At 69.9% G+C, this 24308-nt stretch carries 21 protein-coding genes and 1 other RNA gene; 7 read left to right on the top strand and 15 right to left on the bottom strand.

Going from position 1 to position 24308, the window contains the following annotated elements:
• Positions 1-158: 158 nt before the first annotated feature.
• The 4 genes from ftsZ to murB all read right to left on the bottom strand — a co-directional run bounded on the left by ftsZ (position 159) and on the right by murB (position 5460).
• Positions 159-1829 (bottom strand): cell division protein FtsZ, encoded by a 1671-nt coding sequence (ftsZ, locus tag BLTE_RS01500; RefSeq protein ID WP_126396945.1) that lies wholly within the window; start codon positions 1827-1829, stop codon positions 159-161.
• A gap of 84 nt (positions 1830-1913) precedes the next feature.
• Complete coding sequence (gene ftsA, locus BLTE_RS01495) at positions 1914-3233, bottom strand: cell division protein FtsA (protein ID WP_165439190.1); 1320 nt, start codon at positions 3231-3233, stop codon at positions 1914-1916.
• Positions 3230-4126: a cell division protein FtsQ/DivIB gene (locus BLTE_RS01490; protein ID WP_244600076.1), complete on the bottom strand. Its 897-nt coding sequence runs from the start codon at positions 4124-4126 to the stop codon at positions 3230-3232. Before BLTE_RS01490 ends, ftsA begins: the two co-directional genes overlap by 4 nt.
• A gap of 410 nt (positions 4127-4536) precedes the next feature.
• Positions 4537-5460 carry a UDP-N-acetylmuramate dehydrogenase gene (gene murB, locus BLTE_RS01485; protein WP_126396941.1) on the bottom strand — a complete coding sequence of 308 codons (924 nt, stop codon included), beginning with the start codon at positions 5458-5460 and terminating at the stop codon, positions 4537-4539.
• Between murB and BLTE_RS01480 the strand changes: the two genes are divergently transcribed.
• Both BLTE_RS01480 and BLTE_RS01475 read left to right on the top strand, forming a co-directional pair.
• On the top strand, positions 5459-5809 hold the full coding sequence (locus tag BLTE_RS01480; protein WP_244600075.1) for a hypothetical protein: 351 nt from the start codon (positions 5459-5461) through the stop codon (positions 5807-5809). The genes murB and BLTE_RS01480 overlap by 2 nt on opposite strands.
• Complete coding sequence (locus BLTE_RS01475; protein WP_244600074.1) at positions 5809-6219, top strand: PIN domain-containing protein; 411 nt, start codon at positions 5809-5811, stop codon at positions 6217-6219. The genes BLTE_RS01480 and BLTE_RS01475 overlap by 1 nt, the downstream gene beginning before the upstream one ends.
• Positions 6220-6227: 8 nt before the next feature.
• Here the strand turns inward: BLTE_RS01475 and murC are convergent, their stop codons facing one another.
• The 10 genes from murC to BLTE_RS01425 form a co-directional block, all read right to left on the bottom strand.
• Positions 6228-7643 carry a UDP-N-acetylmuramate--L-alanine ligase gene (murC, locus tag BLTE_RS01470; RefSeq protein WP_126396937.1) on the bottom strand — a complete coding sequence of 472 codons (1416 nt, stop codon included), beginning with the start codon at positions 7641-7643 and terminating at the stop codon, positions 6228-6230.
• A gap of 7 nt (positions 7644-7650) precedes the next feature.
• On the bottom strand, positions 7651-8760 hold the full coding sequence (gene murG, locus BLTE_RS01465; protein ID WP_244600073.1) for an undecaprenyldiphospho-muramoylpentapeptide beta-N-acetylglucosaminyltransferase: 1110 nt from the start codon (positions 8758-8760) through the stop codon (positions 7651-7653).
• Positions 8757-9917 (bottom strand): putative lipid II flippase FtsW, encoded by a 1161-nt coding sequence (gene ftsW, locus BLTE_RS01460; protein WP_126396935.1) that lies wholly within the window; start codon positions 9915-9917, stop codon positions 8757-8759. The genes murG and ftsW overlap by 4 nt, the downstream gene beginning before the upstream one ends.
• A gap of 312 nt (positions 9918-10229) precedes the next feature.
• On the bottom strand, positions 10230-11642 hold the full coding sequence (murD, locus tag BLTE_RS01455; RefSeq protein ID WP_126396933.1) for a UDP-N-acetylmuramoyl-L-alanine--D-glutamate ligase: 1413 nt from the start codon (positions 11640-11642) through the stop codon (positions 10230-10232).
• The gene (gene mraY / locus BLTE_RS01450) at positions 11642-12727 is read right to left on the bottom strand and encodes a phospho-N-acetylmuramoyl-pentapeptide-transferase (protein ID WP_126396931.1); all 1086 of its coding nucleotides are present in this window, start codon (positions 12725-12727) and stop codon (positions 11642-11644) included. The genes murD and mraY overlap by 1 nt, the downstream gene beginning before the upstream one ends.
• A 101-nt stretch (positions 12728-12828) precedes the next feature.
• Positions 12829-14280 carry a UDP-N-acetylmuramoyl-L-alanyl-D-glutamate--2,6-diaminopimelate ligase gene (locus BLTE_RS01445; RefSeq protein WP_126396929.1) on the bottom strand — a complete coding sequence of 484 codons (1452 nt, stop codon included), beginning with the start codon at positions 14278-14280 and terminating at the stop codon, positions 12829-12831.
• Positions 14277-16025: a peptidoglycan D,D-transpeptidase FtsI family protein gene (locus tag BLTE_RS01440; protein WP_126401986.1), complete on the bottom strand. Its 1749-nt coding sequence runs from the start codon at positions 16023-16025 to the stop codon at positions 14277-14279. The genes BLTE_RS01445 and BLTE_RS01440 overlap by 4 nt, the downstream gene beginning before the upstream one ends.
• A gap of 17 nt (positions 16026-16042) precedes the next feature.
• Complete coding sequence (gene ftsL, locus BLTE_RS01435; RefSeq protein ID WP_126396927.1) at positions 16043-16408, bottom strand: cell division protein FtsL; 366 nt, start codon at positions 16406-16408, stop codon at positions 16043-16045.
• A gap of 1 nt (position 16409) precedes the next feature.
• Positions 16410-17444, bottom strand: a complete 1035-nt coding sequence (rsmH, locus tag BLTE_RS01430; protein WP_126396925.1) for a 16S rRNA (cytosine(1402)-N(4))-methyltransferase RsmH — start codon at positions 17442-17444, stop codon at positions 16410-16412.
• Positions 17441-17920: a division/cell wall cluster transcriptional repressor MraZ gene (locus BLTE_RS01425; RefSeq protein WP_126401985.1), complete on the bottom strand. Its 480-nt coding sequence runs from the start codon at positions 17918-17920 to the stop codon at positions 17441-17443. The genes rsmH and BLTE_RS01425 overlap by 4 nt, the downstream gene beginning before the upstream one ends.
• Positions 17921-18364: 444 nt before the next feature.
• Between BLTE_RS01425 and BLTE_RS01420 the strand changes: the two genes are divergently transcribed.
• From BLTE_RS01420 to rnpB, 3 genes are all read left to right on the top strand, one after another.
• A complete protein-coding gene (locus BLTE_RS01420; protein ID WP_126396923.1) occupies positions 18365-19093 on the top strand; it encodes a TerB family tellurite resistance protein in 729 nt (242 codons plus the stop codon).
• Positions 19094-19104: 11 nt separating this feature from the next.
• On the top strand, positions 19105-19908 hold the full coding sequence (locus tag BLTE_RS01415; protein WP_244600071.1) for an N-acetylmuramoyl-L-alanine amidase: 804 nt from the start codon (positions 19105-19107) through the stop codon (positions 19906-19908).
• A 286-nt stretch (positions 19909-20194) separates the two neighbouring features.
• An RNA gene (gene rnpB, locus BLTE_RS01410) (RNase P RNA component class A) lies at positions 20195-20580 on the top strand.
• Positions 20581-20737: 157 nt separating this feature from the next.
• Here the strand turns inward: rnpB and BLTE_RS01405 are convergent.
• Positions 20738-21151 carry a hypothetical protein gene (locus BLTE_RS01405; RefSeq protein WP_126396918.1) on the bottom strand — a complete coding sequence of 138 codons (414 nt, stop codon included), beginning with the start codon at positions 21149-21151 and terminating at the stop codon, positions 20738-20740.
• Between the two features lie 464 nt (positions 21152-21615).
• On the opposite strand from BLTE_RS01405, the gene BLTE_RS01400 reads away from it, so the two are divergent.
• Both BLTE_RS01400 and BLTE_RS01395 read left to right on the top strand, forming a co-directional pair.
• The gene (locus tag BLTE_RS01400; RefSeq protein WP_160140483.1) at positions 21616-23322 is read left to right on the top strand and encodes a trypsin-like peptidase domain-containing protein; all 1707 of its coding nucleotides are present in this window, start codon (positions 21616-21618) and stop codon (positions 23320-23322) included.
• 180 nt (positions 23323-23502) lie between these two features.
• The gene (locus tag BLTE_RS01395; RefSeq protein ID WP_160140482.1) at positions 23503-24291 is read left to right on the top strand and encodes a protein phosphatase 2C domain-containing protein; all 789 of its coding nucleotides are present in this window, start codon (positions 23503-23505) and stop codon (positions 24289-24291) included.
• The last annotated feature ends 17 nt before the right edge of the window (positions 24292-24308 follow it).

The raw sequence follows: 24308 nt of genomic DNA, 5'->3' as shown, positions 1-24308 counted from the left end.
TAGGGGGGGTGTCGGTTGAGGCCAAGTCACGGTTCTTTGCGCTTTGTTACCGTCCACATCCGCGTGGCGGCTGGTCCGTGACCCGAGGAACAGACGCGAAATCAAATAGTTGCACCCGGCCCTAAATCGGCCGGGTGCGCTGCTATTTCGGGGCTTGGTCAATTGGCCTGACGGCGCAGGAACGCCGGAATGTCGAGGTGGTCATCCTCGGCGGCCGGCAGGGGCGCCTGACGCCCGTGCTGGTCGAGACCCTGCGGTGCCGGACGGGGCGGCGGGGCCGCCGGGCGCTTGCCGTATTCCGACAGGATCTCCGGCGAGGGCTGCGGCTGCGGGCGGGGCGGCCGCGGCACCTCCAGCGAGGGCTGGATGTCGCGGATCACCGGCCGGGCGTGCGCCGGCGGCTCGTCCTCGCCCTCCTTGCGGCCAAGGCCGACCGCGGCGAGGCGCTGCAGCAGGGTCATCTTCTTCTTGTCGGGACCGTCGTGAGCATCGCTGTGGCCGGCCGCGCGCAACTGCGCCTGGCCCGGCAGCGGAAACTCGTCGGCCCGCGGCATGCGCATCTGGCGCGCGGCCGCCGGCCGCTCAGGGACCGGGGGGATGAAGGGATGGTGCTCCTCTTGTTCGGCCACGCCATGGTGGGCGGGCGCCTGGGGAGCCTGATCGACGTAGTAGTTCGGCTTGGGCGGCAGCGGACGGATGGTGACGTCGTCGATCGCCGCACCCGGGCGCGGCGGCGGGGCGCCGACGGCCGGCTGGCGCGGCTCGCCGAAGATCACCTCGGGGCGCTGCTCGTCCTCCAGGCGCAGCCGCCCGGCATTGGAGCGCTGGCGGTCGGTGACCGGGGTCACCGCGTCCGGAATGACGGACGGGTCGATGCCGGTGGCCACCACCGAGACGCGGACGATGCCTTCGAGGTTCTGGTCGAAGGTGGCGCCCAGGATGATGTTGGCGTCGGGGTCGACCTCCTCGCGGATGCGGGTGGCCGCCTCGTCGACCTCGTAGAGGGTGAGGTCGCGGCCGCCGGTGATCGAGATCAGCAGGCCGCGGGCGCCGCGCATCGAGGTCTCGTCGAGCAGCGGGTTGGCGATCGCGGCTTCGGCGGCGAGGATGGCGCGGCGCTCGCCCGAGGCTTCGCCGGTGCCCATCATCGCCTTGCCCATCTCGCGCATCACCACGCGCACGTCGGCGAAGTCGAGATTGATCAGGCCTTCCTTCACCATCAGGTCGGTGATGCAGGCGACGCCCGAGAACAGCACCTGATCGGCCACCGCGAAGGCGTCGGCGAAGGTGGTGCGCTCGTTGGCGACCCGGAACAGGTTCTGGTTGGGAATGACGATCAGCGTATCGACATTCTTCTGCATCTCGGTGATGCCGGACTCGGCAACCCGCATGCGGCGCGCACCTTCGAAGTGGAAGGGCTTGGTGACGACCCCGACCGTCAGGATGCCCAGTTCGCGAGCGGCACGCGCAATCACCGGCGAGGCGCCGGTGCCGGTGCCGCCGCCCATGCCGGCGGTGACGAACACCATGTGCGACCCCGACAGGTGATCGCGGATTTCGTCGAGGACCTCCTCGGCGGCGGCGCGGCCGACCTCGGGCATCGAGCCGGCACCGAGGCCCTCGGTGACCTGCACGCCCATCTGGACGACGCGCTCGGACTTGGTCGAAGCCAGCGCCTGGGCGTCGGTGTTGGCGACCACGAACTCGACCCCCGCAAGCCCGGCCGAGATCATGTTGTTGACGGCATTGCCGCCCGCGCCACCAACGCCGAACACAGTGATTCTTGGCCGCAGCTCCCGAATATCGGGCTTCTTCAGGTTGATCGTCATGGGTCTCCACCTCGTCTCCGGCGCCGGCGGGCACCGTCATTCACAGTCCAGAAGGCCGGACCGCCGCCGGCCGGGGTCGTCACCTCAGAAACTCTCTTTCAGCCACCGCCCGACGCGGGCGATGTAGCCCCCGGACGCCTGCCCACGCCGAAGGTGCGGACGGGGTTCGAAATGTTCGCTCGCCGCCACCTGCGGATAGACCAGGAGGCCGCAGGCCGCAGCGAAGGACGGACCCTTGGCCGCCTCCGGCAGGCCGGAGATGCCGAGCGGCCGGCCGATGCGCACCTGCCGGCCGAGCACGCGGCTGGCGAGATCGGCGATGCCGGTGAGCTGCGCCGCGCCGCCCGTGAGCACGATCCGTCCGCCGGCAATGCCGGCAAAGCCGGAGCGGATCAGCCGGTCGCGCACCAGCTCCAGGATTTCGTCGACGCGCGGGCGCACGATGCGCACCAGCTGCGCCTTGGTCACCGAATTGCGGTGGGTGCGGTCGTCCTCGCCCAGCACCGGCACGGTGACCGAGTCGTGGTCGTCGGCGCCGGCCGCCACCACGCTGCCGAACAGCGTCTTCAGCCGCTCGGCGTCGCCGATGCGGCACGACAGGCCGCGCGCCAGATCCATGGTGACGTGATGGCCACCGATGGCCACCGCGTCCGCATGGACGATCTGGCCGTCGCTGACCACCGAGATGGTGGTGGTGCCGCCGCCCATGTCGACGCAGGCGACGCCGATCTCGGCCTCGTCGTCGGTCAGCGTCGCCAGCGCGCTGGCATAGGGAGCGGCCACCACGCCGGCCACCTCGAGGTGGCTGCGCTCGACCGCCAGCATCAGGTTGCGGGCGCCGGCCATGTCGGCGGTGATGACATTGAGGTCGGCGCCGAGCCGGCGGCCGAGCATGCCGCGCGGATCCTTGATGCCGGTGTTGTCGTCGACCGAGAAGCCGATCGGCAGCGCGTGCAGCACGGTGCGGCCGCCCTGCACCGCATAGGCGCCGGCCGCCGACAGCACGCGCTCGACGTCGGTGTCGGAGACCGCCGCCCGCTTCAGGTCGATGCCGGCGCGGTAGGCTTCCGAGTTCAGCCGGCCGGCGGTGAGCGACACGATCACCTGCTCGACCTGCAGCCGGGCCGAGCGCTCGGCGGCGTCGATGGCATGGCGGATGGCGTCCTCGGCCGCGGCGAGATCGACCACCGTGCCGCACTTGACGCCGCGCGAGCGGATATGGCCGACGCCGAGGATCTCGATCGAATGGGTGCGGCGCTTCAGCGCCTCGCCGCCGGTACGCGGCTTCAGCTTGGCAATCAGGCAGGCGATCTTGTTGGTGCCGACGTCGAGCACCGACAGGATGGCCGAGCGCCGCGGCGACAGCGGGCGCAGCCGGGGGGTGAGATCAAGGCGAGCGTTCACGTGTCCGCTCCCTTGCGTTTGGATTTGGGCTTCATCGCCTCCTCGCGCGCCTTGGCGGCGTCGTCGGAGAGCCGGACGGTGATGCGGTCGGGCAGCCGGAGGTCGATCGCCGCCACGTCGCGGCTGAGCAGTTTCTTCTCGCGGTCGAGCACCGCAAGCTGAGCCAGCGCGCCGGCCGGATCGGTCTCGGGCAGGCGCACGTCGATGCCGTTCTTCATGCGCAGGTTCCAGCGCCGCTCGGCCACCAGCACCGCGGCCCGGGTCTGGGCGGCGATATCGGGGAATTTGGCGAGCAGCTTGACGATCCCCTTCGCCCGCTTGTCGGCACCGACACCGACCACCAGCGGCAGATCGGGACGCGGCGCGAGCTCGACCGGCGCAATCACGGTTCCGTCCTCGGCGATCACCTGCACCTTGCCCTTGAGCTGCCAGAACGCGAACGCCTCGCGCTCGACGATCTCGATGTCGACGCGGTCGGGATAGAGCTTGCGGACCTGCGCCTCGGCGATCCACGGCACCGCCAGCAGGCCCTCGCGGGCGGCGACCGCGTCGAGGAACAGCAGCGAGGTGCCGGGCCCGATGCCGGCGGCCTGCCGGATCTCGGCCTCAGAGAGATACTTGCGACCGGAAATGGTGACGGTGTTGAGGCCGAAGCCCGCGGCCCGCGCGCCGGCGTCGGCGGCGTCGTGCACTGCGGTGATGATGGCCGGCACGTGGCCGCCGACGACGCTGCCATAGATGCCGGCGCCGAGAAACAGCGCGAAGGTGCCATAGATACCGGCGCCGCGCGGCAGCGGCAGCCGCGCCACCCGGCGGGCAATGCCGTGGATGGCCGCAGCAAGCGGCCCCGGGCCGCCAGCCGGCGCCGCCTGACGCGGCGCGGCAGAGGCCACGCGGTCCTCCGCCCCCGCCCGGAGTCCCGGCGGGGTCGGCTTGCGCGATCTGCGTCCGACCCGTTCCATGCCCGTTCCCTGCGGCTGCGATAAGGCCGCGCGGACGCGCCAAATTCGTTCACGATGAAGGGCCGCCGCGGGCTGCGGACGTCGCCGGATTCCACCGGGTTTACCGGTGACCTGCGACTGCGCCCCTTGCGACCCCGAACATGGTGCGCCGTCCGTATGAGTCTTGGAGCGCGTCGGTTAACAAAGCGTTTAGGATTATGCGAGGTTAACGAAATGCGACAGCTTTGCGGGTTCCATGGCGGTACCCCGGTCCGATCAGGCCGGATCGCAACGCCGCGCCAGGGTTTCGCGGCCCCGCATTTTCATCCGCGGACCCGGCTCCTATCGTTGCGGAAGGCGCCCTAAAGCGGTATCCCGATCCGCTTGATCTCCCAGTCCAGCGTCACGCCGCTGGTCTCCAACACCCTTCGGCGCACGGTCTCGCCCAGCGTCTCGATGTCGGCGGCGCTGGCGTCGCCGGTGTTGAGCAGAAAATTGCAGTGGAGCTCCGAGACCTGGGCGCCGCCGACGCGCAGGCCGCGGCAGCCTGCCGCATCGATCAGCTTCCAGGCGCTGGTGCCCGGCGGGTTCTTGAAGGTCGAGCCGCCGGTGCGGGCCCGAATCGGCTGGGCCTCCTCGCGGTGGCGGGCGATCTCGGCCATGCGCGCGGCGATTTCGGCCGCGTCGCCTGGCGTGCCGGCCAGCAGCGCGCCGGTGAAGATCACCCCGTCGGCCACCGCGCTCCTGCGGTAGGAGAAGCCGAGATCGGCCAGGCTCAGGACGAGGCGCGCCCCGTCCGGCCCGACGGCGTAGGCCTCCCGCACGATGTCCTTCATCTCGCCGCCATGGGCGCCGGCATTCATGCGCAGCGCCCCGCCGAGGGTGCCGGGGATGCCGGACAGGAACTCGAAGCCGGCGAGACCGGCCTCGGCCGCAGCCGTCGCCACCCGCTTGTCGAGTGCCGCGGCACCGACCCGGAGCCGTCCCTCGCCCAGACTCTCGATGGCACCGAAGCCCTTGGCCGTCAGCCGGATCACCATGCCGGGAATGCCGCCGTCGCGCACGATCAAATTGGAGCCGACGCCGACCACGGTGACCGGCAAATCCCTGGGCAGGTGCGCGAGCGCATAGGCGAGGTCGTCGGCATCGAGCGGGGTGAACATCACCTGCGCCGGCCCGCCGACCCGGAACCAGGTCAGCTCGGCCATCGGCTGGTTGGCAACCAGCCGCCCGCGCAGCTCGGGCAGCGCGCGGGCGAGATCGGGAACGAGATCGGGGAAGGACATGATCGGAACTGCCGAAGACACCAGCGCGGACGCGGAGCCGGTGTGCGGCGATACCGCAGAGCCGGCGATTGACGCAACCAGGGACCGAGCATACTGTGAAAATATGAAAAATATCACAGTTTCTGTGGACGAAGACACTTATCGCATGGCACGCACGCGCGCCGCGTCGGAAGACACGTCGGTGTCCGCCGTGGTGCGTAGCTTTCTTGCCGACTATGCGGCGGCCACCGAGAGTGAACGCGAAAGGCTGAAGCGCCTGGAACGCGCAGCGCGCGCCCAGATCACCGCTTTCAGCGCCGCCGACAGGCTCGACCGCAATGCGGTGCATCGCCGCCGCGACGAGCCGTGATGCGGTTCCTCGACACGAACATCCTGCTCTATTCGATCAGTCGTGCGCCTGCCGAAACGCGCAAACGGCAAATCGCCGAGGCGATCCTCGAAAGCGACGATCTCGCACTGTCGGTCCAGGTTCTGCAGGAATTCTACGTCCAGGCGACCCGGACCAGCCGGGCTGACCGTTTGCCTCACGAGCTTGCGGTCACCTTCATCCACAGTTGGCTGCGCTTCCCGGTGCAGGAGACCACGCTCCAGGTTCTGGCGTCCGCACTCGACATCCGCGCGCGGCACGGCCTGTCGTACTGGGACGCGGCAATTGTCGCGGCGGCCTCGGCGTCGGGTTGCCAGGAGCTTCTCAGCGAGGACCTGTCGCACGGCGAACGCCTCGCGGGTGTGACGATCATCAACCCGTTTCGGGATTGAGGCTGCCCCTACTCCGCGGCGGTGCGCGTCGCGGCAAGCTCCCCCGGCAGCGCGTAGGCCCATTGCGAGATCGAGCCGGCGCCGAGGCAGATGACATAGTCGCCCGGCTGCACCAGCCCCGCCACCAGCGGCGCAAGCTGCGGCGCGCCCTCCAGCGGCAGCACCTTGCGATGGCCGCGCGCCCTAAGGCCCGCCACCAGCGCATCGCGGTCGATGCCCTCGATGGGCGCCTCGCCGGCCGCATAGACTGGGGCCACGATCACCGTATCGGCATCGTTGAAGCAGGTGCAGAACTGCTCGAACAGCGACTGCAGGCGGGTATAGCGGTGCGGCTGCACCACGGCCACCACCTGCCCCTTGGCGGCGCCGCGCGCGGCGCGCAGCACGGCGGCGATCTCCACCGGGTGGTGGCCGTAATCGTCGATCACCGTGACGCCGTTCCACTCGCCGGTGCGGGTGAAGCGCCGCTTGACGCCGCCGAAGCCGGCGAGCGCGCTGCGGATGGTGTCGTCGGATATGCCGAGCTCGTGCGCCACCGCAATCGCCGCCGTGGCGTTCAGCGCATTGTGGCGGCCCGGCACCGGCATTGCGAGATTTTCCAGCGTCTTGACCACGGCGCCGGTGCGGTCGCGGATCTGCACCGAGAAGTGCGTCTGCATGCCGTCTGGCTCGATGCCGAAGATGCGCACGTCGGCCTGCGGGTTCTCGCCATAGGTGACGACGCGGCGGTCCTCGATGCGGCCGACCAGTTCCTGCACCGTCGGGTGGTCGATGCACATCACCGCAAAGCCGTAGAACGGCACGTTCTCGACGAAATCGCGGAACGCATCCTTCACCGCCTCGAAGGTGCCGAAATGGTCGAGGTGCTCGGGGTCGACATTGGTGACGATGGCGATATCGGCCGGCAGCTTGAGGAAGGTGCCGTCGCTCTCGTCCGCCTCCACCACCATCCAGTCGCCGCCGCCGAGCCGCGCATTGGTGCCGTAGGCGTTGATGATGCCGCCATTGATCACGGTGGGGTCGAAATTGGCGGCGTCGAGCAATGTCGCCACGATGGAGGTGGTCGTCGTCTTCCCGTGGGTGCCGGCAATGGCGATGCAGCTCTTGAGCCGCATCAGCTCGGCCAGCATCTCGGCGCGGCGGACCACCGGCACGCGCCGCGCCCGCGCCGCAACCAGCTCGGGGTTGTCGCGCTTGACGGCGGAGGACACCACCATCACCTCGGCCTCGCCGAGATTGGCTTCCGCATGGCCGATGGCGACCTTGACGCCCTTGTCGCGCAGCCGCTTGACGTTGGCGTTCTCGGCGAGGTCGGAGCCCTGCACGGTGTAGCCGAGATTGACCAGCACCTCGGCAATGCCGCTCATGCCGATGCCGCCGATGCCGACGAAATGGATCGGGCCGAGCTGGCGGGGAAGTTTCATGGCAGGGTCACTCCGGTCTGGCCTGCCGGACGGCGGCAAGCACGAGGTCGGCAAGGCGGGCGCTCGCGTCCGGCCGCCCCTGGGCGGCGGCGGCCGAGGCCATGCCGGCAAGGCGGGCCGGCTCGCGCGCCAGCCCGGCCACAAGATCAGCAAGCCGCTCGGGGGTGAAGTCCGATTGCGGCACCAGCAGGGCGGCGCCGGCCTCGGCCAGCGAGCGGGCATTGGCGAGCTGGTCCTGGTCTAGCGCGCCGGGCAGCGGCACCAGGATCGCCGGGCGGCCGATCACCGCCAGCTCAGCGACGGTCGAGGCGCCGGCCCGCGACACCACGAGGTGCGCCGATGCCATGCGCGCCGGCAAATCGGAGAAGAACGGCGCCACCTCGGCCGCAACGCCGAGCGCGCCATAGGCTGCCGTTACGGCATCGAGGTCCTCGGCGCGCGCCTGCTGCACGAGATCGAGCCGGGCGCGCAGCTCCGCCGGCAACAGCGAGATGGCGGTCGGCACGACCTCGCTCATCACCCGCGCGCCCTGGCTGCCGCCGAACACCAGAAGGCGCAAGCGGCCGCCCGGCACCGGCGCGTCATAGCGGCTGCCCGAGGCGGCGATCACCGCCGGGCGGGTGGGATTGCCGGTGAAGACGGCCTTGGCGGCAAGCGCCGGGGAGCCTGCGAACACGTCGGGAAAGCCGGTGGCGATGCGGCTCGCCCGCGGTGCCAGAAGACGGTTGGCGCGGCCGGGCACGGCGTTCTGCTCATGGATGACGGTGGGGATGCGGGCAAGGCTCGCCGCCCACAGCGGCGGCACGGTCGGGTAGCCACCGAAGCCCACCACCACGTCGGGCCTGATCTGCCGCATCAGCCGCCACCCGGCATAAAGGCCCTGCGCCATGGCGAGGCCGAAGCGGGCGAGCGAGGCCGGGTCGCGGCCACGTATGGTATCGGCCGGCACCACGTGGCGGGCGCGGGCGGGAAACGCGCCGGCATAGGCGGCGGCGCGGGCGTCGGTGACGAGATCGACCACGGCGCCGCGGCGGGCAAGCTCGTTCGCCAGCGCCTCGGCCGGGAACAGATGGCCGCCGGTGCCGCCGGCCGCGAGCAGGACCAGCGGGGCGCTCACCGCGGCTGCTCCGCCAGCCGCAGGGCCGACTCGGCCTCGGCCGCGATTTCCGCGCGGGGCCGCCGGCGGGTGAAGGCGAGCAGCATGCCGACGCCGAAGGCCAGCGAGATCAGCGACGAGCCGCCATAGGAGATGAAGGGAAGCGTCATGCCCTTGGCCGGAATCAGATGCAGGTTCACCGACATGTTGATCGCCGCCTGCATGCCGAACAAGAGCGCGAGCCCGGCCGTGGCGAAGCGGGTGAAGGGGTCCTCGTCGCGCAGCGCCAGCACCAGCGAGCGCAGCACCACCAGCGCGAACAGCCCGACGATGGCGATGCACAGGATGGAGCCGAACTCCTCCGCCGCCACCGCGAAGATGAAGTCGGCGTGGCTGTCCGGCAGGATGCGCTTGACCGTGCCCTCGCCCGGCCCGCGGCCGAACCAGCCGCCCGAGGCGAAGCTGCCGAGCGCGGTCTCGATCTGGAAGCCGTCATGGGCGGCGTCGGGATTGAGGAACTTGTCGACGCGCTTGGTGACGTGCGGCACCAGCGTGTAGGCGGCCATCAGGCCTGTCACCGCGACGCCGCCGAGGCCGACCATCCAGATCCATTGCAGGCCGGCGAGGAAGAACAGCGCGCACCACACCGTCACCACCAGCACGGTCTGGCCGATATCGGGCTGCGCCGCCAGCGGCACCACGCTGACGCCGAGCAGCGCGAAGGCGAGGGGCAGCGCCGGCACATCGCTGCGCCGCGTCGATTCGGCGAACAGCCACGCCGCCAGCACCACGAAGGCCGGCTTCAGCATCTCGGAGGGCTGGATGTTGATGCCGGCAATCACCAGCCAGCGGCGCGCGCCCTTGATCTCGGCGCCGAACACCAGCGTGGCGAACACCATCACCACGCTGACGGCGAAGATCACCACGCACAGCCGGCGCAGGTCGCGCGGGCTCAGAAGCGAGGTGCCGATCATCACCGCAATCGCCGGCACCAGATAGAAGGCTTGGCGGTTGACGAAGTGGAACGGTTCGAGCCCGAGCCGGTGGGCCACCGCGGGGCTTGCCGCCAGCGACAGCACGACGCCGATCACGATGAGCGCGCCGATGGCGAACAGCGTGATGCGGTCCACGCTCCACCACCACTCGCCGAACCTCGTCTTCTCGCGTCTCGACACCATGGCCGCCTCGCCGACAGGATTCACACGGTTTCCGGATGATCGACTCGGACTAGTCGACTGGCCGGGAGCCACTCTTTCCCTCTCCCCTTGCGGGAGAGGGTGCCGAGCGATCCGGGATCGCGAGGCGGGTGAGGGGTAAGACTTCGAGCGTCCGCGACGCGCACCCCTCACCCGGCTCGACCTTGCTTTGCTCGGTCTCGCCACCCTCTCCCGCAAGGGGAGAGGGAAGGGAAGAGAAGAGCCGGGCCGATCAGCCGGATACCGCATCACGCCGCGCTGCGGGCGTGACGCCCCAACATGCCCAACAAAGCGTTAATTGCCGGTTCCCGAATTGGCGGCATCCGCGATCAGGGCCCGCACCAGGGCCGCGAATGTCTGGCCACGCTCCTCGAAGTCGCGGAACTGGTCGTAGGAGGCGCAGGCCGGCGACAGCAGCACCACCGGGTGTGGCCGCCCCTCGGCCGCGGCGTCGGCCGCGGCCCGTGCCACCGCTTCATCGAGCGTGCCGGCCATGACATGCGCCACCCGCCCGCCCAGCGTCTCGGCGAACTCGTCCGCTGCGGCACCGATCAGATAGGCCTTGGCGATGCGCGGGAAGAAGCCGGTGAGCGTGGTGATGCCGCCGGCCTTGGGTTTGCCGCCGGCAATCCAGTAGATGTCCTCGAACGAGGCCAGCGCGCGCGCCGCGGCATCGGCGTTGGTGGCCTTGGAATCGTTGATGAACAGCACGTTGCCGCTGCGGCCGACCTCCTCCATGCGGTGAGCGAGGCCGGGAAAGCTGCGCAAGGCCGCCGCCGCGATCTCCGGCGCGAGGCCGCAGGCGGTGGCCGCGGCGAAGGCGGCCGCCGCATTCTGGGCATTGTGGACGCCGCGCAGCGAGCCGATGCCGGCGAGCCCGACCGAGAAGCGCCGGGCGCCACCCTGGGCCAGCACGATCTCGTTGCCGTCGAGATAGAGGCCGTCGGCCAAGGGCCGGCGCACCGAGACGCGCACCACATGGGTGCCGGCGCGCTCCAGCCGGTCGGCGATGGCTTGGCACAAATTGTCGTCGACGCCGACCACCGCCGTGCCGCCATGCTGGACGCCGGCGACAAGCCGCTCCTTGATCGCAGCATAGGCCTCCATGGTGCCGTGGCGGTCGAGATGGTCGGGCGTCAGGTTGAGCAGCACGCCGCAGGACGGATCGAGCGAGGGCGCAAGGTCGATCTGGAACGACGAGCACTCGACGACGTGGACCCGCCCCGAGCGCGGCGGCTCCAGCGACAGGATGGCCGTGCCGAAATTGCCGCCGAGCTGCACGTCGCGCCCGGCCAGCTTGAGAATGTGGGCGATCAGCGCCGTGGTGGTCGACTTGCCGTTGGTGCCGGTGATGGCGACGAACGGGCTGGTCGGATAGATGCGGCGGCGCTCACGCACGAACAGCTCGATGTCGCCGATCACCTCGACCGCGGCATTGCGGGCGAGCCCGACGCTCCAGTGCGGCGCCGGATGGGTGAGCGGCACGCCGGGCGACAGCACCAGCGCGGCAATGCCGCTCCAATCGACCTCGCGCAGGGAGCGGACGTCGAAGCCGCGTGCGGCCGCCTCGGCGCGGCGCGCCTCGCCGTCATCGTCGAGGATCGGCTGGGCGCCGCCCGCCTTCAGCGCTTCGGCGGTGGCGAGGCCCGAGGCGCCGAGCCCGAACACGGCGACGGCGCGGTCCTTGAATGAGGTGACGGGGATCATCAGCGCAGCTTCAGCGTGGCGAGGCCGGCCAGCGCCAGCACCACCGAGATGATCCAGAAGCGGATCACGATCTGCGGCTCGGTCCAGCCGAGCTGCTCGAAATGATGGTGGATCGGCGCCATCTTGAACACGCGCTTGCCGATCAGCTTGAAGCTCGTCACCTGGATGATGACGCTGAGCGCCTCCAGCACGAACAGGCCGCCGACCACCGCCAGCACGATCTCGTGCTTGGTGGCGACCGCAACGGTGCCGAGCAGGCCGCCGAGCGCCAGCGAGCCGGTGTCGCCCATGAAGATCTGCGCCGGGGGAGCGTTGAACCACAGGAAGCCCAGCCCGGCGCCGACCACCGCCCCCATGATCACCGCCAGCTCGCCGGTGCCCGGCACGTGCTGGATCTGCAGGTAGTCGGCGAAGATGACGTTGCCGGAGAGATAGGCGATCAGGCCGAAGGTGGCGGCGGCGATCATCACCGGCACGATGGCGAGCCCGTCGAGCCCATCGGTGAGGTTCACCGCATTGCCGGCGCCGATGATGACGAAGGTGCCGAAGATCAGGAAAACCCAGCCGATATTGATCAGCACGTCCTTGACGAAGGGAAACGAGATCGAGGTGGCGAGCGGCCCCTTGGCCACGTACATCAGCGCCAGCACCGCAACGCCGGCGATCGCCGCCTCGATGGCAAGCCGCGCCTTGCCCGAATAGCCCATGTGGGTCTGCTTGGTCACCTTGAGATAGTCGTCATAGAAGCCGACCAGCCCGAAGCCGACGGTGACGAACAGCACCACCCACACATAGGGGTTGGCGGGATTGGCCCACAGCAGCGTCGACACCAGCAGGCCCGACAGGATCATCAGCCCGCCCATGGTGGGCGTGCCCTTCTTGGACAGGATGTGCGACTTCGGCCCGTCCTCGCGGATCGGCTGGCCCTTGCCCTGGCGGATGCGCAGCGCGGCGATGATGGTCGGCCCGAACAGGAACACGAACAGCAGCGCCGTCAGCATCGCGCCGCCGGTGCGGAAGGTGATGTAGCGGAAGACGTTGAAGGCGGACACGGTGCCCGAGAGCTCGACCAACCACGTGAGCATGCCGCTCTCCCGTTCTCCTGCCGCCCGCTTCGAGGCGGCGCCCGGCATAGCCGCCCGGCCGATGGTTCGGCAAGGCTCTTGTGTTCCAGGTTCGCCTGAAATCAACCGCCGCGTGCGGCTACGGCCGCAGCGACCTCGTCATGGTCGGAGAACGGCAGCACCCGGTCGCCGACGATCTGGCCGGTCTCGTGGCCCTTGCCGGCCACCACCAGCACGTCGCCGGGCCTGAGCGCGGCCACCGCCTGAGCAATCGCCGCGTGCCGGCCGGCGATCTCCTCCGCCCCCGGCGCGCCCTCCAGGATCGCCCGGCGGATCAAGGCCGGATCCTCGCTCCGCGGATTGTCGTCGGTGACGATGACGTGGTCGGCCAGCCGTGCGGCCACCTCGCCCATCATCCGCCGCTTGCCGGGATCGCGGTCGCCGCCCGCTCCGAACAGCACGACCAGCCGGCCGGCGGCATAGGGACGCAGCGTCAAGAGCACCTTCTCCAGCCCGTCCGGCTTGTGGGCGTAGTCGACGAACACCAGCGCGCCATCGACCTCCGCCACCTTTTCCAGCCGGCCCTTGGCGCCTTCGAGATGCTCCAGCGCCGCGAACACCGAAGCCGGCTCCGAGCCGGTGACGATGGCGAGCCCCGCCGCCGCCAGCGCATTGGCCACCTGGAACGCGCCAGCCAGCGGCAGCCGAACCGAATAGAACCGGCCGCCGGTCTCCACCTCCAGCCGCTGGGCGAAGCCCTCGACCGCGGCCGACACCAGCCGGATGCCGGCGCCGCCCCGGCCGATCGAGAACACGCGCAGGCCGCGCGGCCGCGCCACCGCCCGCACCCGGTCGGCCTCCGGCAGGTCGGCATCCACCACCACGCCGGCGCCCGGCGGCAGCAGCGCCTCGAACAGCCGCAGCTTGGAGGCGAAATAGGCGTCGAGCGTCAAATGATAGTCGAGATGGTCGCGCGACAGGTTGAGGAAGGCGCCTGCCGCGAACCGCATGCCGTCGAGCCGGCGCTGGTCGAGCCCGTGCGAGGACGCCTCGATGGCGAGGTGCGTCACCCCCTCGCCGGCCAGCCGGTCGAGCGTGGCATGCAGCGTCAGCGGATCGGGCGTGGTCAGCGAGCCATAGCCGGCGCCTGAGGGCGCCACCACGCCGATGGTGCCGACGCTGGCCGCCTTGTGGCCGAGCGCCGTCCAGATCTGGCGGGTAAATGCGGCCACCGAGGTCTTGCCGCTGGTGCCGGTCACCGCCACCTGGGTCGCCGGCTGGCGCGGATAGAGCCGCGCCGCCGCCCGCGCCAGCGCGCCACGCACGTCCGCAACCACGATCACCGGCACGCCGAGATCGCCGGGCGGCGCCTGCGCCGCGATCACCGCCACCGCCCCCTTGGCGACCGCGGCCGGCGCATAGGCGAGGCCGTCGGCATTGGTGCCCGGCACGGCGACGAAGGCACTGCCGGGCGGCACCTTGCGGCTGTCGGCGGCAAGCCCCGAGACCTTGAGGCCGGCGGCGCGATGGCCGGGCGGCAGGTCGGCGGCGAACAGGTCGGCGAGCGTGGTCATTGCGAACCTACCAGCGAACGCGCAGCCGCGATGCGCGGCCCGCCCTTCAGCAGCGCCTCGGCCGGCGGCAGTTCGTCGCGCTTCTCCAGGCCGAGCATCGGTGCGACACGGGCGATGATCCTGCCGGTGGTGGGCGCCGCGTTCCAGCCGGAGGTGGCGTAACCATGGGTCTCGGGCAGACCCTGCGGCTCATCGAGCATCACCAGCACCAGATACTTCGGCGCATCGGCCGGCAGGATGCCCATGAAGGCGGTGAGCAGCTTGTTCTTGGCGTAGCGGCCATTGATCACCTTTTCGGCGGTGCCGGTCTTGCCGCCGACATAGTAGCCCTTCACCTCGGCCTTGGTGGCCGAGCCCTTCTCGGCATTGAGGCGCATCAGATAGCGCATCTTGTCGGAGGTCTCGGGCTTGATCACCTGCGTGCCGAGCTTGCGCGCCTCCTCGGGCGTGCGCTTGAGGAAGGTCGGCGGAATGAGCACGCCGCCATTGACCAGCGCACACACCGCGGCCGCCGCCTGCAGCGGCGCCACCGACAGGCCGTGGCCGAAGGCGATGGTGACGGTATTGAGTTCGCCCCAGCGCTTGGGCACCAGCGGCTCGGCGCTCTCGGGCAGCTCGGTGCGCAGCCGGTCGAGCTGGCCCATCTTCTTGAGGAACGCCTTGTGGCCCTCGACGCCGATCAGGAGCGCCATGCGCGCGGTGCCGATGTTGGAGGAGTGGATGAACACCTCCGGCGTCGACAGGATGCGGTGGGTGGGGTGGAAATCGTTGATGGCGAAGCGGCCGTAGCGCAGCGGCGCGCGGGCGTCCCACGTCGAGTTCAGCGAGACCTTGCCCGAATCGAGCGCCATCGCCAGCGTCAGCGCCTTGAAGGTCGAGCCCATCTCGTAGACGCCGGTGGTGAGCCGGTTGATGGCGGCATCGTCCTTCGAGGTCGCTGGCTTGCTGGGGTCGTAGTCGGGCAGCGACACCATCGCCACCACCTCGCCGGTATTGACGTCGAGGATGGCGCCGGAGGCCGCCTTGGCCTTGAACTTCGTCCTCGCCTGCATCAGCTCGTCGCGCATCGCGTGCTGGACGCGCAGATCGAGCGCCATCTCGACCGGAACCTGGGCGCGGTCGGTGGCGAGCCCGACCTGATGCAAAAAGGCAAGGCCGCTCGAGTCGACCCACTTCTCGATGCCGGCGATACCCTGGTTGTCGATATTGACGTGGCCGAGCACGTGGCCCGCGGTGGCCCCGATCGGATAGACGCGCTTGTTCTCGCGCAGGAAGCCGATGCCGGGAATGCCGAGGCGATGGATCTGCGCCTGCTGCTGGCGGGTGATCTCGCGCTTGAGCCAGGCGAAGCCGCGGGTCTTGGCCGACAGCCGCTCGCGCACCTCGGCCATATCGAGGTCCGGCATCACCGCCGACAGCAGTTCGAGCGCCTCGTCGACATCGATGATGCGCTTCGGTTCGGCGAACAGCGAAGGGGTCTTGACGTCGGTGGCGAGGATCTCGCCGTTGCGGTCGAGAATGTCGGGCCGCACCGAGGCCAGCGCCTCGTTCGTCGCGCCGCGGCGGCCGGCGCCGCCATCGGCGTCGGCGGCGAGAAAGGCGGTCTTGCCGGCGATGATCGTGAAGATCACCGCGAACAGCGCGATCACCAGCCGAAGCCGGCCGCGCGAGACGGCTTGCGGATCGGCGCCAGGCCGTCTCGCCGGCTTCGGCTCCGCCACTCCCGACCGGCCGGATGCCGGCATGTCGGCGCGCGGCCCGCTCATAGCCCGTCTCCCGTCTCGGCGCCGTCGATGGCGTCGCGCGGTTCCATGTCGTCCAGCATGTCGCCGATCGGATCGCCCGGCGGCGCAGGCCGGTCCGGCAGCTTGTCGAGCCTGTCGAGCTGGTCGAGGTCGAAGGTCTTGAGCGCCAAGTGGCGGCTGGCCAGCGCCTGAATGCGGTCGGGCCGCGTCAGCTGGCTCCATTCCGCCCGCAGCAGCGCGATCGCCTCCTTCTCCTGACGGATCTCGTTGCGCAGCTTGGCGATCTTTTCGGCCTGCAGCGTCGATTCGTACTTGACCTGATAGACGCTGCCCGCGGCGGCGATCAGCGCCAGCACGACGATGGTGTTGAGGATGCGAAGCATGTCAGCGCCTCCGGCCGGTGGCGGCGAACGGATCGGGCACCCAGCCCGGCGCCGGAGCCTCGCGCCTGGCCGGAGCCGCGGTCCGCACCGCCGCGCGCAGCTTGGCCGAGCGGGCGCGCGGATTTGTGGCGACCTCGGCGTCCGACGCCTCGACCGGCTTGCGGCCGATGCGCGCGAACGTGGCCGGCGCGACGGCGGCCTCGGGCTGGTGGCGCGAGCCGCCGGCCGAGGCGCGCGAGCGCTCGGTGAGGAAGGTCTTGACGATGCGGTCCTCCAGCGAATGGAAGCTCACCACCACCAGCCGCCCGCCCGGCTTCAGCACGCGCTCGGCGGCGAGAAGAGCGTCGGCGAGTTCGTCGAGCTCCTCGTTCACCGCGATGCGCAGCGCCTGGAAGGTGCGGGTCGCCGGGTGGATGTCGCCGGGCTTGACGTGCACCACGCGGGCGACGATGTCGGCAAGCTGGCGCGTCGTGGTGATCGGCGCCTCGGCGCGTGCCGCGACGATCGCCCGCGCCACGGCGCGTGCGTGCCGCTCCTCGCCGAAGAGATGGATCACGTTGGCCAGCGTCGCCGCATCGAGCCGGGCGATCAGGTCGGCGGCGCTCTCGCCCTCGCTGGCCATGCGCATGTCGAGCGGCGCATCGGCCCGGAACGAGAAGCCGCGCCCGGCCTCGTCGAGTTGCATCGACGACACGCCGATATCGAGCACCACACCATCGACCTGCGCGAAGCCGAGGTCGGCGGCGACCACATCGAGCCGCGAGAACCGGTCCTCGACCAGCGTCAGGCGGCCGTCGGCGGCATTGACCAGATCCCAGCCGGCGAGGATAGCGGTGCGGTCGCGGTCGATCGCCACCACCCGGCAATCGGCGGCGGCGAGGATGGCGCGGCTGTAGCCGCCGGCCCCGAACGTGCCGTCGATGATCACGTCGCCGTCCTGCGGCGCCAGCGCCGCCAGCACCTCCCCCACCAGCACGGGAATGTGGCGGGCAGGTCCGCCGGCGGCCCGTTGGTCGGGTCCGCCGCCCGCCATCATTCCCGTGCTCCAGGGGCGCGCGCTGGCGCATCCGGGTGTCCGAGGCGTTTGCGAAGATCGCGCACTCTCGTCTTGGCCTCGTCGAGGTGCGTGCGAAAACGCTCCGGTTCCCAGATCTGAAACTTGTGGCCGAGCCCGACGAAGGTGACGCCGTCCTTGATGTGGGCGTGGCTCTTGAGGGTCTCGCTGAGCATGACGCGGCCTTCCGGATCGAGCTTCATCAGCTCGCTCGAGCCGTAGAGCGCCCTCGACATCTCGTCGCGCTCGTCCGAATAGGGCGGCAGCATCGCGATCAGCCGGTCGATCTCGTCGATCAGCATCCGCCCCCCGCCATCGATCGCCGGCGCATCGAGGGCCGGCAGGCAATAGGCCCCGTCGAAGCCGTCGCGGGCCAGCACCGTGCGATAGGGAGCAGGAATCGACACGCGCCCCTTGGCGTCCAGACGCATCGTGTAGCTGGACACGAAGCGGTCCATCGCGGTCGCCATCCCCCAGCTCGACGCGCGCGCCGACGGGCGCCGGAATGTCCAGCCCGCATGCGCAGGCCCGAACGCCGCCCGACTGGGGTCGGCTGGACCGCGCACACCGGACCGCGCCCGACGCGGCCCATCCGAGCGGGATGGTTTGGGATAACATGGGCAAATATGGTCGTCAATGGAATCGGACGGGGGCGAGACGCACGTCGCGCCAGGATGCCATTGGATTTACGCTCTCTGAAGGTTAAGGAACGGTTGCCCTCCCGCCGGCAGCCTTGCCGCCGGCAGCCCCGCCACGGCCGGACCGGGCTGCGAAGACCGCGCAGCACGCCGGAAGGGTCGCATTTCGATCGCCGAACGCCCCCGCCCCTTTTAGGATTTCGGCGCGTTCCGGATTCGGGACCATGACGTGATCTCCCGGCCCCAGTCGAGGACACCCGGCCGATGACCATTTGGGGAAAGCTCGGCGGCGCCAGCGTCGGCCTCGCGGTCGGCGGCCCGCTGGGCGCGCTGGTCGGCGGCATCGCCGGCCACTTCATCATCGACGTGCCGTTCGGCCGCCCTGCCGATCCGCAGGCGAAATCGCTCGCCTTCACCATCGGCGTGGTGGCGCTGTCGGCCAAGATGGCCAAGGCCGACGGCGTGGTGACGCCGCTCGAGGTCGAGGCGTTCCACGAAGTGTTCGAGGTGCCCGACGACGAGATGGCCAATGTGCGCCGGGTGTTCGATCTCGCCATGGGCTCGGTCGCCGGCTTCGAGGCCTATGCCCGCCAGCTCGCCGACATCTTCGCCGACGCCCCGGAGGTGAAGGAGGAGGTGATCGACGCCCTCTTCCACATCGCCAAGGCAGACCGGGCGGTGCATCCCAACGAGCGCGCCTTCCTGCGCGAGGTGGCGGCGATCTTCGGCTTCTCGGAGGCCGAGTTCGCCGCCATGGAGGCGCGCCATCTCGCCCCCGGCAAGGGCGACCCCTATCTCGCGCTCGGCGTGTCGCGGCAGGCCAGCAATGAGGAGATCACCAAGGCGTGGCGGCGGCTGGTGATGGAGACCCACCCCGACCGGCTGATCGGCCAGGGCCTGCCGCCCGAGGCGATCCGCCTCGCCACCGACAAGCTCGCCGCCATCAACGCCGCCTACGAGACCATCCGCGCCGAGCGCACCGCCGGCCGATGAACGAGTATCCGATGCCCGACTCCTTCGCCCCCGATTGCCCCCTGGTCACCGCCGTCATGCCCTCGCCGCGCTTCGGCGAGCGGCGCGGCAGCGGCATGCCCGACGCCATCGTGCTGCACTACACCGGCCTGCCGTCGCTGGCCGAGGCGCTGGCCTGCCTCGCCGGGCCGGACGGCACCGTATCCTGCCACTATGTCGTCGAGGACTCGGGCCGGGTGCTGCAGCTCGTGCCGGAGCACAGCCGCGCCTGGCACGCCGGCGAGTCGATCTGGGCCGGCGACACCGACGTCAATTCGCGCTCGATCGGCATCGAGATCGCCAATCCCGGCCATGATTTCGGCTGCCCCGATTTTCCGCAGGCGCAGATCGATGCGGTGATCGCGCTCTGCCGCGACATCATCGCCCGCCGCGCCATCCGGCCCGACCGCGTGCTCGCCCATTCCGACGTCGCGCCCCTGCGCAAGCGCGACCCCGGCGAGAAGTTTCCGTGGCAGGCGCTGGCCGCGGCCGGCGTCGGCCTGTGGGTGCCGCCCGCCCCGGCCGCCGACGGCCGCTTCATCGTCCGCGGCGAGCGCGGACTGCCGGTGGAGGCACTGCAGGCGATGCTGGCGCTCTATGGCTATGGCGTCGACATCACCGGCCTGTTCGACGAAACCACCGAGGCGGTGGTCGCGGCCTTCCAGCGCCACTTCCGCCCTGCCCGCGTCGATGGCGTCGCGGACGTCTCCACCGTCACCACGCTGCGCGACCTGATCGCGGCGCGCGACGCCGGCCTGAAGGCATCGCGGGCAAGCACGGCGACCCCCCGCGTCTGAAGCCCGTCGTCCCGGGCAAGCAGCGAAGCTGCGCGCCCCGGGACCGTTTGCAGGATGGGGCCTTTTTCGGAGAACGATCCCGGCTCTCGCTGACGCTCGGCCGGGATGACAAGGCCCAGGTCGTCGTCCCGGGCAAGCGGCGAAGCTGCGCAACCCGGGACCGTCGGGTCTGGACCCGCAGGGCCTGTGGACGATCAGGTTCCGGACCGCGTCACCCCGCCCCTTTTTGTGGCCCGACGGCCCGCCGCCCTTGACGCGGCCGGCCGGCACCCCCATTCCACCCTTGCCAGTCGGCCGGACGGCCGCCGCTCACGCGGAGGAAAGTCCGGGCTCCATGGAGACACGGTGCCGGATAACGTCCGGCGGGGGCGACCCCAGGGAAAGTGCCACAGAAAGCAGACCGCCTCGGCCCCGGCCGGGGTGAGGGTGAAAGGGTGCGGTAAGAGCGCACCGCGGACCCGGCAACGGGGACGGCACGGCAAACCCCACCGGGAGCAAAACCGAATAGGGGTGGCGCGGGCGGACCGAAAGGCCGCGCCCAGGCCCGTCTCCGGGCCGCCACCCGGGTTGGTTGCTTGAGGCGGCGCGCGAGCGCCGTCCCAGAGGAATGGCCGTCACGTCCGGGGGCGACCCCGGGCCCTACAGAACCCGGCTTACAGGCCGGCTGGCACCTGCCCCCTTTGCTTTCTTGCCCCTTTTTTCCTGCCCCCGCGTCCTGCCCCCTGCCCGGATTTCCGCCTCCTGTCCGGCGTTGGCATGCCTCGCGGCCTCTCCGGGCAGCCCGTTGGGCTGCCCGGCAAGCGGGCGCGCGCGTCTGCGCGGGCTTGGTCTATTCGACCGGCTCGGGAACGCCTTCGACCGGCAGGGGCTTGGGCGCCGACATTTTCGCATTCGCCGCCAGCGGCACCGGCCTGTCGGCCGCCGCCTCGCTTTCGACGAGACGCGGCTCGGTCGCCCGGCCCGGCTTGGCGGCTGTCTCCTGCACCGGCGCCGCCGGCTTCTGCAGCGCGACATTCGGTTCCGACGACTTGTTCTTCTTGGCGCGCCGGACGGTCGACTTGTTGGCCGACCTGGATTTCCCGGTGGCGTAGCGGTGCTGATTGGCCTGCGCCTGGCTCGCCAGCGCGGCCGCCAGGCCAAGCGCCAAGCCGACGCCGACGATGGCGCCGACGGCGCGCCCATTCCCCGCCGCTGCCGGTTGCGGCAGCGCCGGCAGGCACAGCGCCGCGACGCACACGGCCACCAGCGTTCTCGACCGGAACCAGGATGATTTTCCACGCATGGCCAACGCCGTCCTGCCGGCGTCAGATGACATCGAGATCATGTCTCAACCCCTGTCGCATCAGAGACCCGTAAAGCTTCAAATCCACCACGCCGCCAATTGAGAATTTGAAAAACGACAAACAGCTTTCGTCGCAAGACATTGAAACAGCATACCGCGTTTACCGATCATTCACGACAATACACAATGCCGAGAAACCGACACTCACGATCCGCAGTTCGCGGATTATAGCCAAAACATGATCCGTTGCAATCGTCGGTCGCACAAACTAGAATTTTGTGCAGTGCCGGTATCTACCTGCGGTCAGGTCAGGAAGCGTGCGAGGGGGCGCGGTTATGGAGTCGTCAGTGCGGGGCGTGTTGTTTCGTCATATCAGCGGATCTCGAGCAAACCGCATCGACAAGTTCGACATCTCGGAGAACCTCGTGATCCATATCGGCCGCAAGGCCGGATCGGAGGTGCTTTACGATGCGGTTCAGGATGACCTCGTCAGCCGGGAACACGCAGTCGTCACACTGGTCGACCCCGAGAATCTGATCTTCACGATCAAGGACGCCGGCAGCAGCAACGGCACCTACGTCAACGGCGTCCGCATTTCCGAGGCGACCGAGCTTTTTCCCGACGACACCGTCGAGCTCGGCAAGGATGGCCCGAAGTTCGTTTTCGACATCCAGCCGCGTCCCGAGGGCTATGCCGGCAAGACCCGCGTCATGTCCGCCGTCGACACCGCGGTCACCCGGATGATCCCCCGGCCGGCGGGTCTCGACGAGCCGATCATCGCGCCGATGCACGACACCATGCCGCCGCCCAAGCCCGGCGTCGGCAAGGAGACTGTCGAGCGCATGCTGGTGGCCGAACGGTCGGCGGCCAAGCGGTCGTGGATCGGCATCGGCGCCGGGCTCGGCGCGGCCATCCTCATCGTCGCCGGCGGCCTCTATTGGAACGCCCAGCGCACCGCCAGCCAAGTCTATGAGGACGCGCAGGCTCAGATTCAGCAGCACGCCGAAGAGATCGAGCGCGCCAAGACCGAGAGCGCCGCCGCCCTCACCAAGGAGATCGGCACCACCTCGCGCGAGATCGTCGAGAAATGGGGCGACTCGACGGTGAAGATCGAGGTGTCCTGGGGCCTCTACGACCAGGAGACCGGCAAGCCGCTTCTCATCAAGACGCTCTACGACGGGCAGCGCAACCTGCGGCCCTGCTTCATTCTGACCAGAGACAACACCGTCGTTCCCTGGCTGACCCTGGAGGACGAGTTCCGCACCAACAAGCGGGTGTTCGGCCGAGGCATGGCATCCGGGTTCGTGGTCAGCGAGAACGGCTTCATCCTCACCAACAAGCACGTCGCCGCCCCCTGGATGACGCGCTACGAGTGGCCGTTCTCCTCGCCCGAGATCCTGCTCATTCCCGAGAACGAGCGGCTGCCGGCCCAGAAGCATTATGCGCGCGACATCGTGAAATACCACAAGACCCTCGACGACCTGTCGGCGCGGCCGGGTGAACCGAGGAACTGGGTGCCCGAGCAGGACAAGGGCATCATCTTCGCCAACAACGCCCCCATCCGCATTTCGCGGCCGGGCATCTTCGCCGGCCGCATCGAGGAACTGCTGGTGCGATTCCCGCTCAGCCGGCTCGGCATGAGCGCGCAGTTCGTGCGCGCCTCCACCGACGCCGATGCGGCGCTGATCAAGATCGAGACCCCCCAGGCCCTGACCAAGGTCGACATCGCCGAGGGCGACGATCTGGTGGTCGGCGACCGGGTCACGGTGCTCGGCTATCCGGCGGTGTCGATCGAGGACAAGGCGCTGCTCACCATCAACGAGGCGGGATCGGCGCGCACCCGCGCCGAGGACATCCCGCAGCCGACGGTCACCGAAGGCATCATCTCGCGGGTCGGCTCGGCCATCCGCCAGGAAGGCAGCACGCTCACCACCTTCTCGAACTTCGGCGATGCCTTCCAGCTCAGCATCAACACCACCGGCGCCGGCAACAGCGGCGGCCCGGTGTTCAACCGCGACGGCAAGGTCATCGGCCTGTTCACCTATGGCCGCTCGCTCGGCGACATCCGCGTCTCGCTCGCGGTGCCGATCAAGCACGGCCGCGCGCTCCTGCAGGCGCAGCGCAGCAACTAGAGCCTTCTCCGCAAGAGCGGGAACCGTTTTTGCGAACTGAGACAACCTGAACGACGGCTCGCACTGTCCCGCACCGGCCCGGCCGGACCGGACGCTGCGAGACCGGCATGGCGGTGAGAGATGGCCGATCCGGCGGCTTCCCTTTGCGTGCGGGGCGCGATGCTTTCCGAGTGCGGCCCCGTGCGGGCGGCGAATGAGGATCGCGTCGCCTACAGCGAGCGTCATGCCGGCAATGGCTGCGGCGACGGCTTTCTCGGCGCCATCGCCGTGGTGTGCGACGGCATGGGCGGCCACGCTGCCGGCGAGCGGGCCAGCGAGATCGCCACCGAGATCATCGTCCAGGGCTACTGGAACAGCGGCGAGCCGCCGGCCGCGCGCCTGCGCGCCTGCCTGCGCGAAGCCAATGCCGCCATCCTGGCCGAGGCGGCGGCCGACCGGTCGCTTGCCGGCATGGGCACCACCTGCACCGCCCTCGCCTTCCAGGACGGGCGCGCCTGGCTCGCCCACATCGGCGACAGCCGCGCCTATCTCATCCGCGACGGCGGAATCGCGCAGATCAGCGACGACCAGACGCTGGTCGAGCAGATGGTCCGCGAAGGGTTGATCAGCCGCGAGGAGGCGGAGACCCATCCGCAGCGCCACATCATCCTGCAGGCGCTCGGCACGCGCGAGCAGATCCGTCCGACCATCGACGAGACCGGCATCGAGATCCGGCCGGGCGACATTTTCGTCCTGTGCTCGGACGGGCTCACCGGCGCGGTGGGGGCCGACATCATCAGCACCGAGTGCCGCGCCCATCCGCCCTTCACCGCCTGCCAGCGCCTGATCCGCACCGCCGCAGAGCTGGACGGTTCCGACAACATCTCGGTCGGCGTCTTTCATGTCGCCGCCGAGCCGTCCGCCGCAACGGACGTTGAGACCCGCCGGCTTCCCGCCTTCCGGGGGCCGGCACCAGCCGCCGGAGACTGACCGCCGCACGGCGGGGG

This window comes from Blastochloris tepida (genome assembly GCF_003966715.1).
Classification (GTDB): domain Bacteria; phylum Pseudomonadota; class Alphaproteobacteria; order Rhizobiales; family Xanthobacteraceae; genus Blastochloris; species Blastochloris tepida.
The sequence above is the reverse complement of the archived record's forward strand: the minus strand, read 5'-3'. Positions and strand labels throughout refer to the sequence as shown.

Excerpts from the sequence above, each read along its gene's own strand:
- BLTE_RS01480 (WP_244600075.1), top strand. The coding sequence starts at position 5,459 with ATGATCGGAACTGCCGAAGACACCAGCGCGGACGCGGAGCCGGTGTGC.
- murC (WP_126396937.1), bottom strand. The coding sequence starts at position 7,643 with ATGAAACTTCCCCGCCAGCTCGGCCCGATCCATTTCGTCGGCATCGGC.
- rsmH (WP_126396925.1), bottom strand. The coding sequence starts at position 17,444 with ATGATGGCGGGCGGCGGACCCGACCAACGGGCCGCCGGCGGACCTGCC.
- BLTE_RS01445 (WP_126396929.1), bottom strand. The coding sequence starts at position 14,280 with ATGACCACGCTCGCCGACCTGTTCGCCGCCGACCTGCCGCCCGGCCAT.
- BLTE_RS01415 (WP_244600071.1), top strand. The coding sequence starts at position 19,105 with ATGCCCGACTCCTTCGCCCCCGATTGCCCCCTGGTCACCGCCGTCATG.
- murB (WP_126396941.1), bottom strand. The coding sequence starts at position 5,460 with ATGTCCTTCCCCGATCTCGTTCCCGATCTCGCCCGCGCGCTGCCCGAG.
- BLTE_RS01475 (WP_244600074.1), top strand. The coding sequence starts at position 5,809 with ATGCGGTTCCTCGACACGAACATCCTGCTCTATTCGATCAGTCGTGCG.
- ftsZ (WP_126396945.1), bottom strand. The coding sequence starts at position 1,829 with ATGACGATCAACCTGAAGAAGCCCGATATTCGGGAGCTGCGGCCAAGA.
- BLTE_RS01425 (WP_126401985.1), bottom strand. The coding sequence starts at position 17,920 with ATGGACCGCTTCGTGTCCAGCTACACGATGCGTCTGGACGCCAAGGGG.
- ftsL (WP_126396927.1), bottom strand. The coding sequence starts at position 16,408 with ATGCTTCGCATCCTCAACACCATCGTCGTGCTGGCGCTGATCGCCGCC.
- murD (WP_126396933.1), bottom strand. The coding sequence starts at position 11,642 with ATGATCCCCGTCACCTCATTCAAGGACCGCGCCGTCGCCGTGTTCGGG.
- BLTE_RS01420 (WP_126396923.1), top strand. The coding sequence starts at position 18,365 with ATGACCATTTGGGGAAAGCTCGGCGGCGCCAGCGTCGGCCTCGCGGTC.
- BLTE_RS01440 (WP_126401986.1), bottom strand. The coding sequence starts at position 16,025 with ATGCCGGCATCCGGCCGGTCGGGAGTGGCGGAGCCGAAGCCGGCGAGA.
- mraY (WP_126396931.1), bottom strand. The coding sequence starts at position 12,727 with ATGCTCACGTGGTTGGTCGAGCTCTCGGGCACCGTGTCCGCCTTCAAC.
- ftsW (WP_126396935.1), bottom strand. The coding sequence starts at position 9,917 with ATGGTGTCGAGACGCGAGAAGACGAGGTTCGGCGAGTGGTGGTGGAGC.